Here is a 16,254-nt window from a genome sequence, read left to right on the forward strand (position 1 = left end):
AGCACACTCCCCGGAAAGCCGCGCAGCATTTTCGATCATGACCATGACGACACACCTTCGCCTTTTGCCTCTGCTCGCGCTCGCCGCCGGCACCGGCAACGCGCGAAGCGAAGACGCGCATTCGTCCGAGGCCCTGAAGCGTTTCAAGTGAGGCGGCAGGCGAGCACGCGACGCCCTACTCCACCACCTTCGGCCCGATCGCATCGGTCGGCACCGGCATCCGCAGCGCATCGTCGCGCATGCGTCGCGCCTCGCGCGCGGCGTAGCGATCCTTCAACCGCAGGAACGGCTTCTCGACGAGGAAATAGCTCGCCGTCGCGGCCAGCAGCGCCCACACGATACCGAGCGGGAACGCGTGTGGAACCGCCAGATCCGGATTCGCGAACGGCTGCTGCCACAGATACAGGCTGAACGAGATCGTGCCGACGAACACGACCGGCGCGGCGCGCAGCCACCGCGCGCACCAGAACTCGCTGCGGAAATTCAGCACGACGATCACGATCGCGATCAACGCGGCCTCGAGCGTCACGCCGTAGGTTGCGTTCCAGAAGCCACCGAGCCGATGCTCGGCAACGGGCATCCCGAACAGCACAACGACGACGAGCGCCGTCACGATGCGCGTCTCGCCGCGCCACGAGCGGATCCATGCTTCGAGCCGTTCGCGGTTGAGCGCCGCGTAGCAGCCGATCAGGATCGGATCGACGCCCGTATGCAGCATCATCCCGAGTTGCCCGCGCAGCGCCGGCGCGACGAAATACGTGAGCGCGCGCACCAGCGGCACGATGAGGATCAGCGCGGCCAGCCAGCGCGTGCCGCGACGGCGGGCGCCGTACACGAACAGCAGCGGCCAGAACCAGTAGAACTGCTCCTCGAGCGCGAGCGACCAGAAATGGCCGAGATACCACGCGCCGGCCGGATGCAGCGTGTTGTCGCCGGTCAGCCCGAACCACGCCGAGTAATTCCACAGATGCAGCGCCGCATACAGCCATTGCCGGCGATCGACGTCGAGCCAGCCTGCGATGGCGAGCACGCCGACGGTCGCGAGATACACGTAGCAGGCCGGCCAGATCCGCAACGCGCGGCGCACGTAGAACGACGTCAGCGCGATTCCGCCGGTGCGCGCGAATTCCGCGCGCAGCACGTTGGTGATCAGGAAGCCGCTGAGGACGAAGAAGATCAGCACGCCGAGCCGGCCGTCGGCGATCAGCCGCAGCGGCGCGAACCAGCCCGTGTAGCCGCCTGGCAGCACGTGCTCCGCATGGCCGACGACGACCATCGTGACCGCGACGGCGCGCAACCCGGTCAGCTGCTTGACGCGATGGTTCATCGGCTCGTTTCCCGTTGGCACGGTGGAGGAACGGTATGAAGGCCGGCGCCCGCGACCGGCTCGCCGATATGTCGCCGGGATTTTGTCTGAAAAATATCGGAACGAAATTGCTTCAAAAAATTTCGGTGCGCCTGTCGGCCGAAATGGCCGCGCCACACACCCGATGCCGGCCGGCGCACGACGGGCGGAATGAATGGGCATAATGACAAGCCTTGTCCGGCGGCGGCCGGTCCGATGCAGACACAACGAATTTTGCGGCGCCGCAATATCCGCGATACCGGCGCCGCGGTATTCCGATCGCACACCGGCCCGTGCCTCATCCGCCCTCCTGCCGACCCTCACCCGGAGCCTGCCCGTGTACCCACCGATCGAACCCTACGCCCATGGCCACCTCGACACCGGCGACGGCCACCGCATCTACTGGGAGCGCTGCGGCAACCCGTCCGGCAAGCCGGCGGTGTTCCTGCACGGCGGCCCGGGTGCGGGCTGCAGCCCCGACCATCGCCGCCTGTTCGATCCCGAGCGCTACGACATCCTGCTGTTCGACCAGCGCGGCTGCGGGCGTTCGACGCCGCACGCGAGCCTCGACAACAACACGACCTGGGACCTGGTGGCCGACATCGAGCGGCTGCGCGAGATGGTGGGCGCGGAACAATGGCTCGTGTTCGGCGGCTCGTGGGGCAGCGCGCTCGGCCTCGCCTACGCGGAAACGCACCCGCGGCGCGTGAGCGCGCTCGTCGTGCGCGGCATCTTCACGATGCGCCGCGCGGAGTTGCTGTGGTACTACCAGGAAGGCGCGTCGTGGTTGTTCCCGGACCTGTGGGAGGAATTCCTCGCGCCGATCCCGGAAGCCGAGCGCGGCGACCTGATGGCCGCATACCATCGCCGGCTGACGGGCGACGACGAAGCCGCGAAGCTCGAAGCCGCGCGCGCATGGAGCATCTGGGAAGGCCGCACGATCACGCTGCTGCCCGATCCGGCGCTGGCGGCGCACTTCGCGGACGGCCACTACGCGCTCGCGTTCGCGCGAATCGAAAACCACTACTTCGTGAACCGCGGTTTCGTCGACGAAGGCCAGTTGCTGCGCGACGCGCATCGCCTCGCCGGCATTCCGGGTGTGATCGTGCAAGGCCGCTACGACATCGCGACGCCCGCGCGCACCGCGTGGGACCTCGCGAAGGCATGGCCCGACGTGACGTTCGAGATCGTGCCGGACGCCGGGCATGCGTACAACGAACCGGGCATCCTGAAGGCACTGCTCGCCGCGACGGACCGCTTCGCCGCGTAAGCCGCAACGCCAGGCGGCGCGTTGCAGCCGTCCATGCCGGCCTGCACGCGCCGCCCGCTCAAAGCGCGGCCTCGACGATCGTCCGGCCGCTGATCGCGCGCTCGACGAGCTGTTCGTCGGCGACCTTGCGGATCGCATCGTCGAGCAATCCTTCGGGCTGCTCGGTCGCGACCTTCAGCAGGCCCGACAGGCCGCGCGCGTCGAGCACCACGAGCGTCTCCATCGAATCCGCGCGGCTCACGAGCACGCGACGGAATGCGGGGCCCGCGCCGAAGCTCGCGCAGAGCGCGATCGTCTCGTTACCGAGCGGGTAGTCGAAGTTCTTGATCATGTCCGCCGCCGTTGCAATGAAATGGCCACGCGCGACGGCGCGGCGCCGTGACGTCGACGCACCCGTGCGTACCGCCGGCGCCGGACCCGGATCCGGTCCGTTCGTCGGCATCACCATGCTAGGCGGGCAGAATTAACGAAGACTTAAACGGTCGACGCGCGCGGCGCCGGCGCGACCATGCCGCGTGACTTACGGCGTATCGAGCGGCTCGACCGTCACGCCGACCTTCAGCTCCTGATCCGCGCCGCCGCCGCGGATCACGCCGCGCAGCGGCGTCACGTCCGCGTAGTCGCGGCCGATCGACAGCATTACGTAGTCGTCGCCCGGCGCGCGGTCGTTGGTCGGATCGAGCTGCAGCCAGCCGCCGTCTTCGGGCCACGCCGGGTCGTAGACGTCGACCCATGCATGCGACGCATCTGCGCCGATCAGCCGCGGCTGTCCAGGCGGCGGCTGCGTCAGCAGATAACCGCTCACGTAGCGCGCGGCGAGCCCGAGCGAGCGCAGCGCGCCGATCATCACGTGCGCGAAATCCTGGCAGACGCCCTTGCGCAATCGCAACGCATCGAGCGCCGTCGTCGTGATGTCGGTGCTGTTCGGCGTATACGCGAAGTCGGCGTGAATCCGCCGCATCAGGTCCCACGCGGCCTGCACGAGCGGCCGCCGCGGCGTGAAGCTGGCGGCCGCATACGCGGCCAGTTCGGGATCGCACGCGACGTGCGGCGACGCGAACACGAACTCGCTCGCCGCGTCGTACGGCTGCCCGGCACGAAACCGCAAGCGGTCGCGCACGGCTTCCCATGCCGTTGCATGTTCGGCGTCGGGATGCGCGATCGCGGGCGGCGGCGCGCCGCGTGCGCCCTGCGACCACACGGGCGGGCTCACGCGCACCGTGCTGCGGCTGCGCACGAGCAGCGCGTCGTGAGGCTGGTTCAGCGCGAACGATGCGCGCGCGTTGCCGAACGCGTCGATCTCGGTGCAGACCGCTTCCGGCGCGGGCTCGATGTCGAGCGCGAACGACAGCACCTGCTGGCGAGGTGTCGCGAGCGGCTGCAGCCGCGCCTGGTGCTGGGCGGATTCAACGCGGGCGGCGTAGCGGTATTCGGTGTCGTGCGTGACGCGCAGCACGCGGCCGGCCGCGACGGCCGCCGGCGTTGCGGGTGCGGCGGGCGCGGCCGCCTCCTTCGCGCTGCCGGAACCGGTCGCAGGCGGCGTCTTCGCCGCGTGTTTCGTCGTCACCATAGCGTCCTGCCCGCCTCGCGCACGTGGCTGAAATAGCGCTCGCCGATCCGGTTCGACAACTCCCACACGGCCTTCACGGTCGTGTCGAGCGCATCGAGCAGCTTGTCGTGCCGGCCGTCGTCGCCGGTTTCGCACAGCTCGTGCAGCGACCACGCGGGCACGTCCGGAATCGTCTCGGCCAGTTCGGACAGCGCATAGCCCTCGCTGCGCTCGACCTTCGTCAGCCGGCCGCGCAACGCCTGCACGACCCAGCCGAGCGAGCGCGGGTTGTCGGTGTCGAGCACCACGAGCGACAGCAGCGGCGCGACGTCGAAACCGCGCTGGAACCGCGAGCGGAACGTGATCGTGCTGTCGAACAGTTCCAGCACGAGTTCGAAGCCGTCCTGCCGATGCACGGCGCCATCGTCGAACGCGAACTTCAGCACGCTGCACAGGAAGTCCAGCCGGTCGATCTGCCGGCCGATCGACAGCAGTCGCCAGCCGTCGTCGCGCGTCATGTTGTCGGTCTGCGCGCCGGTGATCGCGCCGAGCAGCAGCCCCAGCCGCTCGAGCAGCTGCAACGCCTCGTTGCCGATCTGCTCCTCGGCTTCCGGATGATCGGCGCTGTCGGCGAACAGTTGCGTCGCGTCGTCGATCAGCCGCCACTGATCGCTCGACAGCCGCTCGCGGATCGCGGCGGCGGCCGCGCGCATCCCGAACAGGCACGACGCGATGCCCGACGTACGGTCCGCGCCGCGCGTCAGCGACGTCGCGAGCGCGTGCTGGAACGCGCGCGGCGCATCGACGGCGTTCGGTGCGTCGGGCGCGATCAGCCCGGTGTCGCGGCACAGCGTGTCGATCAATTCCAGATGCGCGGGACTGTCGACGTCGTCCTCGCCGCGCAGCCGCTCCAGCGCGGCGCGCGCGAGACGCATCAGGTTGGTCGCGCGCTCGGTGTAGCGGCCGAGCCAGAACAGGTTCTCGGCCGCGCGGCTCGCGATCGCGCGCGGGCGCTCGACCAGATCGTCGGGGCCGAGACGGGTCTGCAGCAGCGTCGTCGAATCGACGATGCCTTCGGTCATCACCCACGTATCGACGGTGCTGCCGCCGCGCGGCATCGGCGCGTTGAACAGCGTATCGCGCGTGCCGACCCGCGACAGCCCGCCCGGCAGGAGCCGCCAGCGTTGCGCGCCATCGGCGAGCGCGAACACGCGCAGCAGCAGCGGCTTCGGCACGATGCGCGCGCCGCCGGAGCCGTCGGGCGTGTCGGGCCCCGGCCAGGTCGGCGCCTGCGACAGCGGCAGGTCGGCCTGCACCGTGTAATGCTCGGGCCGGGCCAGGATTCGCGCACGCCATTCGGCCAACTGCGCCGGCGTGAGCCGCGCGCCGATCACCGGGTCGAACGCGCCGCCGGCCTGCGCGTCGGGCGGATACGACGGCTTCACGATACAGCGCGCGAGCTGCGGCAGCGCGTCGTCGCATGCCGCCGCCTCGCCGCACCACCACGAATGCACGGCGGGCAACGTCAGCGTTTCGCCGAGCAGCCCTTCCGCGAGGCGCGGCATGAAACCGAGCATGCCCGGCGATTCGAGGAAGCCGGAGCCGGGCGCATTCGCGAGCAGCACGTTGCCTGCGCGCACGGCCTGCAGCAGCCCCGGCACGCCGAGCAGCGAATCGGGCCGCAGTTCGAGCGGATCGAGCCAGGCGTCGTCGACGCGCCGCAGGATGCCGTGCACGGGTTCGAGCCCGCGCAAAGTCTTCAGGAATACACGGTTGTCACGCGCGGTCAGGTCGCCGCCCTCGACGAGCGTGAGGCCGAGATAGCGCGCGAGATACGCGTGCTCGAAATACGTGGCGCTGTGCGGCCCCGGCGTCAACAGCACGATCCGCGAATTCCTGGCGGCCGGGCTGAGCGCCTGCATGCTCTGCAGCAGCGACCGGTACGCGGACGCGAGCCGCTGCACGCGCAGCCCGCGGAAGCCACGCGGAAAGAGCCGCGACACGATCAGCCGGTTCTCGAGCAGATAGCCGAGCCCGGACGGCCCCTGCGTGTGCTGCGCGACGATCCGCCATTGCCCGTCGGGGCCGCGCGCGAGGTCGAACGCGACGACGTGCAGCCACGTATCGCCCGGCACGCGTGCGCCGCGCATCGCGCGCAGGTAGCCCGGATGCCCGGTCACGAGCGCGGGCGGCAGCAGCCCGCGCTGCAGGATCGTCTGCGGCCCGTACAGGTCGGCCATCGTCGCGTTGAGCAGCCGCACGCGTTGCAGCACGCCGCGCTCGATCGCGACCCAGTCCTCGGGCGTGACGATCAGCGGCAGCAGGTCGAGCGACCACGGGCCGGCCGCGCCGTCGCCCGCGCGTTGTTCGTGGAGCTGATAGAACAGGCCGTTCTCGCGCATGCGGCGCTGCAGCGCATCGGCGCGGCGGTCGAGGTCGGCCACGCCGTCGCTGCCGATCGACGTGAAGAAGCTGCGCCATGCAGGCGCGAGCAGCGGCGCGGTGAGGCCGGCGGCGCTGCCGCGCAGTTCGTCGTAGCGGCCGGCCGCGGCCGGCGCCGCGAGCGCGGCGGCCAGTTCCGCGGCATCCGGCTGCGCGCCGGTATCGAAGAGCGTAGGCATCGCGTCGGCGTCGGCGAGATCGTCGGGGTGAATGGGCGGCACGGTCGATATCGTTCCGTCGTCAGGGGGCGAGCGCACCCGCGCGCCGCCGCACCGGCGGCCGGGCACGGCGGACGCGGCGGGCGGCCGCGTTCTGCCCGCATCCTAGCACTCCGGCCGGCGCGCCGGGAGGTCGCGAACCGCGCATCGTCGTCCGTGCTTTCATCCGAGGATCAAGGCCGTCGCAGGTCGAGCGTGAACGGGAATTCGCGGCTCGGCGCGGCGGCCGACACGTCCATCCGCCCCGGCGTGTGCCCCATCGCGACGAAGCGCGCGAGCCGGCGGCTCTCGGCCTCGTACGCGTTGACCGGGAACGTCGCGTAGTTGCGCCCGCCCGGATGCGCGACGTGATACCGGCAGCCGCCGAGCGAGCGTTGCAGCCACGTATCGACGATGTCGAACGTGAGCGGCGCATGCACGCCGATGGTCGGATGCAGCGCCGACGGCGGCGCCCATGCCTTGTAGCGCACGCCCGCGACGTATTCGCCGACGGTGCCGGTCGGCTGCAGCGGCAGCGCGCGGCCGTTGACGGTCACGACGTGCCGGTTGTCGTTCAGCCCGGTCACGCGCACTTCGAGCCGTTCGACCGACGAATCGACGTAGCGCACCGTGCCGCCGGTCGCGCCCTCCTCGCCCATCACGTGCCACGGCTCCAGCGCGCCGCGCAGCGACAGCTGCATCCCGTTCACCGCGATCTGGCCGAACAGCGGGAAGCGGAATTCGAAGTGCGGCGCGAACCACGCCGCATCGAACGCGAAACCGGCGTCGCGCAGCTCGGCCAGCACGTCGTCGAAATCCATCTTCAGGAACGCGGGCAGCATGAAGCGATCGTGCAGCGCGGTGCCCCAGCGCGTGAGCGGCGTCGTGTACGGCGCGGCCCAGAAACGCGCGACCAGCGCGCGCAGCAGCAGTTGCTGCACGATGCTCATCCGCGCATGCGGCGGCATCTCGAACGCGCGCAGTTCGAGCAGGCCGAGCCGCCCGGTCGACGAATCGGGCGAATACAGCTTGTCGATGCAGAATTCGCTGCGGTGCGTGTTGCCGGTCACGTCGATCAGCAGGTTGCGCAGCACGCGGTCGACGAGCCACGGCGGCATGTCCTGCCCGTACAGCAGCTTGTTGCGCTGGATTTCCGCGAATGCGATGTCGAGCTCGTAGACCTGGTCGTTGCGCGCCTCGTCGACGCGCGGCGCCTGGCTCGTCGGACCGATGAACAGCCCCGAGAACAGGTACGACAGCGACGGATGGTTGTGCCAGTACGCGATCAGGCTCGCGAGCAGGTCCGGGCGGCGCAGGAACGGGCTGTCGGCCGGCGTCGCGCCGCCGAGCACGAAGTGGTTGCCGCCGCCCGTGCCGACGTGCCGGCCGTCGACCATGAACTTCTCGCTGGACAGGCGCGACTGCCACGCAGCGTCGTACAGGAATTCGGTCTGGCCGACGAGTTCGTCGAAGCTCTTCGCCGGATGGATGTTCACCTCGATCACGCCGGGATCGGGCGTGACCTGCAGCAGCTTGAGCCGTGCGTCGCGCGGCGGCGGATAGCCCTCGAGCACGAGCTTCACGTCGAGCGCGTGCGCGGTCAGCTCGATCGCGGCGAGCAGGTCGAGATAATCTTCGAGCGCGGCGAGCGGCGGCATGAACAGATACAGGATGCCGTTGCGCACTTCGGCGCACAGTGCGGTACGCGTGATCCACGCGGCCGATTCGAAGCGCTCGGGGCGGCGCTGGGCGTCCGCCGTGCCATGCGCGTGCCGTCCGCCGGCGGCCGTGCCGTCGCCGCGCCACTGCATGACCGTTTGCACGGGTGCTTCGCGATGCGCGCCGGCCAGATAGCGCGGCGCGTCGGCCGTGCCCGCGTGACGCGCACGGAACGCGGCCGCGTCCGGCAGCGCGTCGCGCGGCGCGAACGGATCGCGTTCGACCAGGTACGGATAGTCGGCGCCGGCGACCCACGGCAGCGAATCGAGCGGCAGCCGATAGCCCATCGGCGAATCGCCGGGCACGAGATACATCCGCTCGTCGCGGAAGAACCACGGGCCCGTCTGCCAGCGCGGGCCGTCGAGACCCGGCCGACCCGGCACATCGTCCGCGCGCTTGATCGGCAGCACGTAGCCGACCACGCTGTCGAGCTGCTGGTCGAACACCTTGCGCAACCGCGCGCGTTCGAGCTCGTCGTCGAGGCGCGAATCGAACGGATCGACGTTGACGGGCAGCCGGCGCTCGCGCCACAGGTAGTACCAGACGTCCTCGTAGCCGGGCCGCACGAATTCGTCGGTCAGGCCGAGGCGCGCGGCCAGTGCGTCGATGAAGCGCTTCGCGTCGTCGGTCGTGCACGCGGACGGCTCGCGCTCGTCGGCGAACAACGACGGATCGTGCCACACGGGCTGGCCGTCGGCGCGCCAGAAGATCGACAGCGCCCAGCGCGGCAACTGTTCGCCCGGATACCACTTGCCCTGCCCGAAATGCAGGAAGCCGCCTTCGCCGTATTCGGCGCGCAGCCGCTGCACGAGTTCGGTCGCGTAGCCGCGCTTGGTCGGGCCGAGCGCATCGGTGTTCCACTCGGCGCCGTCGCGATCGTCGATCGACACGAAGGTCGGCTCGCCGCCCTGGGTGAGCCGCACGTCGCCGGCCGTCAGCGCGCCGTCGACCTGCGCGCCGAGCGTGCGCACGGCGTCCCACTGCGACTCGGTATACGGCTTCGTCACGCGCGGCGATTCGTACACGCGCGTCACCGCCATCTCGTGTTCGAACGCGACTTCGCATTCGTCGATCAGCCCTTCGACCGGCGCGGCGCTGGTCGGCTGCGGCGTGCACGCGAGCGGGATATGCCCTTCGCCGGCAAGCAGGCCCGAGGTCGGATCGAAGCCGATCCAGCCCGCGCCCGGCAGATAGACTTCGCACCACGCGTGCAGGTCGGTGAAGTCGACCGACGTGCCGCTCGGGCCGTCGAGCGCCTTCACGTCCGGCGTGAGCTGGATCAGGTAGCCGGACACGAAGCGCGCGGCGATGCCGAGGTGCCGGCACAGCTGCACGAGCAGCCATGCGCTGTCGCGGCACGACCCGGACGCGAGCTCGAGCGTCTGCTCGGGCGTCTGCACGCCCGGCTCCATCCGCACGAGATAGCCGATGTCGTGCTGCAGCTGCTGGTTCAGCGCGACGAGGAAGTTCACGGTGCCGGCCGGCGTGCGGTCGACGCCGTCGAGATACGCGCGGAACAGCGGCGCCGCGCTCGTCTGCGGATCGCACGCGAGGTACGGCGCGAGTTCCGTCTTCAGCGCATCGTCATAGTTGAACGGATATTGCTCCGCGCTCGCTTCCAGAAAGAAGTCGAACGGGTTGTACACCGACATCTCGGCAACCAGGTCGATCGTGATCTCGAAGTGTTCGGTGCGTTCCGGAAACACGAGCCGCGCGAGATAGTTCGAGAACGGGTCCTGCTGCCAGTTGATGAAGTGCTGCGCGGGCTCGACCGTCATCGAATACGCGACGATCGGCGTCCGGCAGTGCGGCGCGGGCCGCAGCCGCACGATCTGCGGGCCGAGGTTGACGGGCCGGTCGTAGCGGTAGCGGGTGGTGTGATGCAGCGCGACGTGGATGGGCATGGGAGAGCCGCTCGGTTCGGGTTGGGCCGGCCGCGCGCGCCGCGTCGCCGTCGCTGCGGCGGCACGGCACGGCGGATTCGGCGAAGGGGTGCGTCAGACCAGTTCCGGCGACTGCACGACGCTGATCTCGATGCCGACGATGCTCGCGCCGAGTCCCGTCACCGGCTGCGCGTCGCGAGCGTCGAGGCCGACGGCGATGCGCACGTAGCGCTCGTCCGGGCAGCGGTTCATGAACGGATCGAAGCCGACCCAGCCGAGCCCTTCGACGTAGGCCTCCGCCCACGCATGACCGGCCGGCTGCTGCATCAGCGCGGCGGCCTGCGGCTGCGCGCCGAGCGCCGCCTGCGGCAAGCCCTGCGACTGCGCCGCGTGCGATGCGCCGAGCGCCTGCTGCATGCCGTCGCCGCTCTGCAGCGCGAGCGCCTCCTCTTCCTCGTCGTCCGCCGCGCTCTGCTTCGCGTCGGCGATGCGCTGCATCGCGCTGTCGGCGAGCACGTAGCCGGAGATATAGCGCGCGGGCACCTTCAGCGCGCGCGCGGCCGCGATGAACGCATGCGCATGGTCGCGGCTCGTGCCCTCGCCGCTTTGCAGCGCGGTTTCGGCATCGACCGGCGCGTCGGCCAGGTTCGGCGCGTACGCGATGCGGCCATGCACTTCCGTCATCAGCCAGTGCAGCGCGTCGAGGCTGTGCGGCTCGATCGGCAGCGCCTGCGTGAGTTCGCGCACGGTGTCGCCGGCCTTCGTGAGCGCGGTCTCGCGCTCGAAGATCCACGGCGGCGCATAGCCCTCGGAGTTGCCGAGAATGCCGGCGCGGTCCTGCGTCTCGACGACGCCGGCCGCGACCACGACGATCTCGTTCTTCGCGCCGCGGTCGTGGCGCACGAGGTCGATCCGGTTGCCGAGCCCGTCCGTGTAGGACAGCGCCGGCTCGACGCCTTCGATCGTGACCTGCCACGCGCGCACCGTCTGCCCGGGCCCCGATTGCGGGCGCAGCCGCAGCCGTTGCAACGCGTAGGTGGCTTGATCGTCGAACTGATAACGCGAAATGTGTCGGATGGCGAGTCGCATGGCAAGTCTCAGTCGAAGTTGTAGGCCTGGGCGATATCGATCCCGAGGCTGTTGTTGCGGCCGATGAAGTCGGTCAGGAACTCGTGCAGGCCGCTCTTGAAGATGCGCTCGACCGAGGTGTCGGACAGCATCTGCAGAATCTTCGTGGCCGTGTCGTGACACGGGTGTGTCACGCCGTAATCCTTCGCGAGCATGTTCAGGCTCGACACCACGCGCCCGTAGCAATAGCGCAGCGAACGCGGCATGCGGCCGTTCAGGATCAGGTAATCGGCGATGTTCATCGGCTTGTACTGCACGTCGTACACCCAGCGATACGAGCGGTGTGCGGCCACGCAGCGCAGGATCGTCTCCCACTGGTAGTTGTCGAGGATCGTGCCGACGTGCGACACCGACGGCAGCAGCAGGTGGTATTTCACGTCAATGATGCGCGCGGTATTGTCGGCGCGCTCGACGAACGCACCGATCTGCGCGAAATCGAAGATCTCGTTGCGCAGCATCGTGCTGTAGAAGCTGCCGAGGATCAGCGCGGTTTCACGCTTCACTTCGTCGAGCACCGCCGGCAGCCCGCTCTCCGGCACCGGCTGCGCGAGCGCGTGACGCAGCGCGAGCCATGCGCCGTTTACACTCTCCCACGCCTCGCGGGTGAGCGCCGTGCGCACCATCCGCGCGTTCGAGCGCGCGTTCTCGATGCACGACAGCACGCTCGACGGGTTGTCGCGATCGCGCAGCAGATAGTCGGTCACGGTATCGGCGGCATATGCGTCGTACTTCTGACGATAGCCTTCGTCCGCGCCCGAGCTGACCAGCACCGACGACCATTCGGCCGGCGCGTCGGACGTGCGCGTGAGCGCCATCCGCAGCCCGGCATCCACGATGCGCGCGATGTTCTCCGCGCGCTCGATATAGCGGTACATCCAGTAGAGACCGCTCGCAGTTCGTCCCAGAAGCATCTCGTGTCCACTCCGTCTTCGTTCGGTTCGCGCGCCGGCTGCGGCGCGCGCGGTCGTGCCCGGCTCAGTCGGCCAGCACCCAGGTGTCCTTGGTGCCGCCGCCCTGGCTCGAGTTGACGACGAGCGATCCCTCCTGCAGCGCGACGCGCGTGAGCCCGCCCGGCGTGATGCGGATCCGGTCCGACACCAGCACGAACGGCCGCAGGTCGACGTGGCGCGGCGCGAGGCCGGCTTCGGTCAGGATCGGCGTCGTGGACAACGCCAGCGTGGGTTGCGCGATGTAGTTCGCGGGGCGCGCGCGCAGCTTCGCGGCGAACGCCTCGAGTTCGGCCTTCGATGCGCACGGACCGACCAGCATCCCGTAGCCGCCGGAGCCGTGCACTTCCTTCACGACCAGTTCGTCGAGATGGTCGAGCACGTATTTCAGGCTGTCGGCCTCGCCGCAGCGCCAGGTCGGCACGTTCTCCAGCAGCGCCTTGCGGCCCGTGTAGAACTCGACGATCTCCGGCATGTACGAGTAGATCGCCTTGTCGTCGGCGATGCCGGTGCCGGGCGCGTTCGCGATCGTGATGTTGCCGGCGCGGTAGACGTCCATGATCCCGGCCACGCCGAGCACCGAATCGGGCCGGAACGTGAGCGGATCGAGGAACGCGTCGTCGACGCGGCGGTACAGCACGTCGATCGGCCGGAAGCCTTCGGTGGTGCGCATCGCGACGCGGCCGTCGACCACCTGCAGGTCGCTGCCCTCGACGAGGTGCACGCCCATCTGGTCGGCGAGGAACGAATGTTCGTAGTACGCGGAATTGTGGATGCCGGGCGTGAGCACGGCGATGGTCGGGTTGTCGGCGTTGCCGCCCGGCGGGCATACGGCCGCGAGCGACTGCCGCAGCATCTGCGGATAGGTCTCGACCGGGCGCACCTTGACCTGCTGGAACAGCTCGGGGAAGAGCTGCATCATCGTCTCGCGGTTTTCCAGCATGTACGACACGCCCGACGGCGTGCGCGCGTTGTCCTCCAGCACGTAGAACTCGTTCTCGCCGGTGCGCACGATGTCGACGCCGATGATGTGCGTGTAAACGTTCCCGGGCGGCCGGAAATCGATCATCTCCGGGATGAACGCCTCGTTGTGCGCGATCAGATGCTTCGGCACGATGCCGGCGCGCACGATCTCCTGGCGGTGGTAGATGTCGTCGAGGAACGCGTTGAGCGCCATCACGCGCTGCTCGATGCCGAGCGACAGCCGGCTCCATTCCGCGCCCGAGATGATCCGCGGCACGATATCGAACGGAATCAGCCGCTCGGCGGCCTGCGCGTCGCCGTATACGGCGAACGTGATGCCCGTCCTGCGGAACACGCCTTCCGCGTCGTGGGCCTTCTGGGCGAGGCTCGCGGGGTTCTGCGTGTCGAGCCACTGCTTGAGGCGCGCGTAAGGCGCCCTCACCATGTCGCCGGATTGCAGCATTTCATCGAATGGCTTCATCGATCTTTTCTCCATCGATCGTTTTCCCCGGCATTGCGCATGCCGGACCGGCGTACTGACTGCCTTGCAAGGAACGTGCCTTGCGATATTCCCTCAGGTTCCCCCTTTTTGTCGCACGGCCGGCACGCCCCCGCGGCACGCCGCACCACGATGGTGCGATGCGCACGACGCGGGACGCGCCGGAGGCGCGCCGTGCCCGCGCACGGCCTCTGCTGCACCGCGCCTGTCGAACATAGTTCCCCCGCGTGTCACGACTGTGCAATCTGCACTGCACCAATCCTTCCCCTGGCGGCGGGCCGCCGCGACTCTCCGCGCTGCCGGCCGGCAGCGGTGCCGCGCCTGCGTCGGCGCGGCTTCCCCCGTCGCCGTGCGATCGCCCGCGCCCCGCCACCTTCCCGCCCAATCTTGCCGCATCGCAGCGAACCGCGACGCGGCATCGGCGAGCCATTGCGGCGGCCCGCCCTGCACCGCGACGGGGATTGCGCCACATCCTTCGGTTGCCCGGGCGGAATAGCGGAAAGGCGAGCCGGCGCGCGCAGGTGCGCGGCCGGCCCTGGGGGGAAGTACCGTCTGCGGCAAGTCGGGCAGTTCGACGCGGTGAACTAACCGGTTAGCCGGGTCCGGCACCTCAACCGTATGTAGCCGTAATCCCGCCGACAACGCCCATGCATATTTCGACTAACACCGATCGAAAAAAAACATCGGCTCCGATGCGCGAGGCGCGGTACGCTACCAAACCGGTTCAGTGAAACGGCGCCGCGGCCTTCCGGCGCCGACTATAAAAAGCGAAGATCAACATGGAAGCAAAGTGGCTGGAAGATTTCCTGAGCCTTGCGGATACCAAGAGTTTTTCCCGGGCCGCGCGTCATCGGCACCTCACGCAGTCGGCATTCAGCAGACGAATCGCCGCGCTCGAAACATGGATGGACGCGAAGCTGGTCGACCGCAGCATCAACCCGATCGCGCTGACGCCGGCCGGGCAGATGTTCCGCGGGCTGGCCGCGGACATCCTGCGCAGCATGTATGCGGCACGCAACCTCGTGAACGGCTACGACCAGTTCGCGGCAAGCGACCAGGTCGTGCGCTTCGCGGTCGCGCATACGCTCGTGTTCACGCTGTTCCCCGAATGGCTCAAGCAGTTGAACGGCGAAGTCGGCCACGTGACCGCGCGCGTGAACGCGGTGAACGTGCCCGAAGGCGTGCAGCAACTCGTCGAAGGTGAATGCGATCTGCTGCTCGGCTATCACCATCCGCAACTGCCGATCGTGCTCGATCCGAACCACTTCCCGTTCGTCACGCTCGGCGTCGAGCGGATCCTGCCGGTGTCGACGCCCGACGCGCGCGGCAAGCCGCTATTCGAACTGCCCGGCACGCCGGACGCGCCGCTGCCGCTCCTCGCGTATTCGTCGGGCGCGTTCCTCGGGAACGTCGTCGAGATGCTGCTGCTGAATGCGTCCGAATCGTATGCGCTGCATCGGTGCTTCGAGACGCACATGTCCGAGGCGTTGAAAGGAATGGTCGTGGCCGGGCACGGCATCGGCTGGCTGCCCGAAAGCTGCGTGGCGAAAGAACTCGCGGATGGTTCGCTCGTTCGTGCGGGTTCGGCGGACTGGATCACCGAGCTCGAGATTCGCCTGTACCGGTCGGCCCGCAAGCGCGGGCTCGCGGCCGAACAGTTGTGGACCTACATCATGAACCGCCCGCGCGTCGCGGCCGACGGCACGCGTGCGGCCGAGCCGTCGATCGAGCCGGCCGTGCGCATCGCGCGCCGCAGCGCCGGCGGCAGCCGGTAACACCCTCCACCGCCCCTCATCGCCCGATTTGCCGGAGCGCCGCGCGGATGCAATCCGCACGGCGCTCCGGTATTTCATGTTCGCCGTCGCGAAGCATTTTTCGATCCCGTTTCGTGTTCAATATGCGTTCCGCACGCTCGATCAATTCCCCGATACTGCCAAACGTTTGCGAATCCGAATGAATTGTCGACTTGGATGACGGAAATACCCTGTTACACAACATATCAAAAGTTTCGATTTTCATGTAACGACAATCTCGCCAAAAACGTCATACCAGCCCTTTCGATTTAGCTGACCTGTGCTTCAGGATTCATCGTGATGCGCCGATGACAGAGGCAAGTCTTCCTTTTATCAGTCGTTATTTTTCGGCACAAAGTTCGGCACCACTTACGTCGTAAATTTGCAAAATGGTGGCGGCCTCAAATCTGAAGTGCAACACTCTCGCCATCCGGTAATGTCCGCGAATGGCAAAGAGAACGTACCAACAACTTCAACCTGAAGAACGTATGCGAATCGATTTCTGGCGTGACGAGGGCT

The 16,254-nt window shown here is 68.5% G+C and carries 12 protein-coding genes; 3 read left to right on the forward strand and 9 right to left on the reverse strand.

Features of this window, described 5'->3' with window-relative positions:
* Positions 1–175: 175 nt before the first annotated feature.
* The gene (locus HWX25_RS04165) at positions 176–1,327 is read right to left on the reverse strand and encodes an acyltransferase (protein WP_175907297.1); all 1,152 of its coding nucleotides are present in this window, start codon (positions 1,325–1,327) and stop codon (positions 176–178) included.
* Positions 1,328–1,362: 35 nt separating this feature from the next.
* On the opposite strand from HWX25_RS04165, the gene HWX25_RS04170 reads away from it, so the two are divergent.
* Together HWX25_RS04170 and pip are read left to right on the forward strand one after the other, a co-directional pair.
* Positions 1,363–1,530 (forward strand): hypothetical protein, encoded by a 168-nt coding sequence (locus tag HWX25_RS04170; protein WP_175907299.1) that lies wholly within the window; start codon positions 1,363–1,365, stop codon positions 1,528–1,530.
* Between the two features lie 152 nt (positions 1,531–1,682).
* On the forward strand, positions 1,683–2,615 hold the full coding sequence (pip, locus tag HWX25_RS04175) for a prolyl aminopeptidase (protein ID WP_175907301.1): 933 nt from the start codon (positions 1,683–1,685) through the stop codon (positions 2,613–2,615).
* 58 nt (positions 2,616–2,673) lie between these two features.
* On the opposite strand, the gene HWX25_RS04180 is transcribed toward pip, so the two are convergent.
* From HWX25_RS04180 to HWX25_RS04210, 7 genes are all read right to left on the reverse strand, one after another.
* On the reverse strand, positions 2,674–2,946 hold the full coding sequence (locus HWX25_RS04180; RefSeq protein ID WP_175907303.1) for a hypothetical protein: 273 nt from the start codon (positions 2,944–2,946) through the stop codon (positions 2,674–2,676).
* A gap of 189 nt (positions 2,947–3,135) precedes the next feature.
* On the reverse strand, positions 3,136–4,185 hold the full coding sequence (locus HWX25_RS04185; RefSeq protein ID WP_175907305.1) for a transglutaminase family protein: 1,050 nt from the start codon (positions 4,183–4,185) through the stop codon (positions 3,136–3,138).
* Positions 4,179–6,785: a circularly permuted type 2 ATP-grasp protein gene (locus HWX25_RS04190; RefSeq protein ID WP_175907335.1), complete on the reverse strand. Its 2,607-nt coding sequence runs from the start codon at positions 6,783–6,785 to the stop codon at positions 4,179–4,181. Before HWX25_RS04190 ends, HWX25_RS04185 begins: the two co-directional genes overlap by 7 nt.
* 212 nt (positions 6,786–6,997) lie before the next feature.
* Positions 6,998–10,426, reverse strand: a complete 3,429-nt coding sequence (locus HWX25_RS04195; protein ID WP_175907307.1) for a transglutaminase family protein — start codon at positions 10,424–10,426, stop codon at positions 6,998–7,000.
* A 93-nt stretch (positions 10,427–10,519) separates the two neighbouring features.
* Positions 10,520–11,494, reverse strand: a complete 975-nt coding sequence (locus HWX25_RS04200; RefSeq protein WP_175907309.1) for a transglutaminase family protein — start codon at positions 11,492–11,494, stop codon at positions 10,520–10,522.
* An 8-nt stretch (positions 11,495–11,502) separates the two neighbouring features.
* Positions 11,503–12,444, reverse strand: a complete 942-nt coding sequence (locus HWX25_RS04205; RefSeq protein ID WP_059818894.1) for an alpha-E domain-containing protein — start codon at positions 12,442–12,444, stop codon at positions 11,503–11,505.
* Between the two features lie 64 nt (positions 12,445–12,508).
* Positions 12,509–13,924 carry a circularly permuted type 2 ATP-grasp protein gene (locus HWX25_RS04210; RefSeq protein ID WP_059450610.1) on the reverse strand — a complete coding sequence of 472 codons (1,416 nt, stop codon included), beginning with the start codon at positions 13,922–13,924 and terminating at the stop codon, positions 12,509–12,511.
* Between the two features lie 797 nt (positions 13,925–14,721).
* On the opposite strand from HWX25_RS04210, the gene HWX25_RS04215 reads away from it, so the two are divergent.
* Complete coding sequence (locus HWX25_RS04215; RefSeq protein ID WP_175907311.1) at positions 14,722–15,717, forward strand: LysR substrate-binding domain-containing protein; 996 nt, start codon at positions 14,722–14,724, stop codon at positions 15,715–15,717.
* 16 nt (positions 15,718–15,733) lie between these two features.
* Here the strand turns inward: HWX25_RS04215 and HWX25_RS04220 are convergent, their stop codons facing one another.
* The gene (locus HWX25_RS04220; RefSeq protein WP_175907313.1) at positions 15,734–15,961 is read right to left on the reverse strand and encodes a hypothetical protein; all 228 of its coding nucleotides are present in this window, start codon (positions 15,959–15,961) and stop codon (positions 15,734–15,736) included.
* Positions 15,962–16,254: the final 293 nt, after the last annotated feature.

It is taken from the genome of Burkholderia sp. BCC1640, from assembly GCF_902833125.1.
Lineage (GTDB): Bacteria > Pseudomonadota > Gammaproteobacteria > Burkholderiales > Burkholderiaceae > Burkholderia > Burkholderia diffusa.

Bases quoted from the DNA above. Each gene is read 5' to 3' on its own strand.
- HWX25_RS04185 (WP_175907305.1), bottom strand. From the start codon at position 4,185: ATGGTGACGACGAAACACGCGGCGAAGACGCCGCCTGCGACCGGTTCC.
- HWX25_RS04200 (WP_175907309.1), bottom strand. From the start codon at position 11,494: ATGCGACTCGCCATCCGACACATTTCGCGTTATCAGTTCGACGATCAA.
- HWX25_RS04215 (WP_175907311.1), top strand. From the start codon at position 14,722: ATGGAAGCAAAGTGGCTGGAAGATTTCCTGAGCCTTGCGGATACCAAG.
- HWX25_RS04180 (WP_175907303.1), bottom strand. From the start codon at position 2,946: ATGATCAAGAACTTCGACTACCCGCTCGGTAACGAGACGATCGCGCTC.
- HWX25_RS04210 (WP_059450610.1), bottom strand. From the start codon at position 13,924: ATGAAGCCATTCGATGAAATGCTGCAATCCGGCGACATGGTGAGGGCG.
- HWX25_RS04195 (WP_175907307.1), bottom strand. From the start codon at position 10,426: ATGCCCATCCACGTCGCGCTGCATCACACCACCCGCTACCGCTACGAC.
- HWX25_RS04170 (WP_175907299.1), top strand. From the start codon at position 1,363: ATGAAGGCCGGCGCCCGCGACCGGCTCGCCGATATGTCGCCGGGATTT.
- HWX25_RS04220 (WP_175907313.1), bottom strand. From the start codon at position 15,961: ATGAAAATCGAAACTTTTGATATGTTGTGTAACAGGGTATTTCCGTCA.
- HWX25_RS04165 (WP_175907297.1), bottom strand. From the start codon at position 1,327: ATGAACCATCGCGTCAAGCAGCTGACCGGGTTGCGCGCCGTCGCGGTC.
- HWX25_RS04205 (WP_059818894.1), bottom strand. From the start codon at position 12,444: ATGCTTCTGGGACGAACTGCGAGCGGTCTCTACTGGATGTACCGCTAT.
- HWX25_RS04190 (WP_175907335.1), bottom strand. From the start codon at position 6,785: ATGCCTACGCTCTTCGATACCGGCGCGCAGCCGGATGCCGCGGAACTG.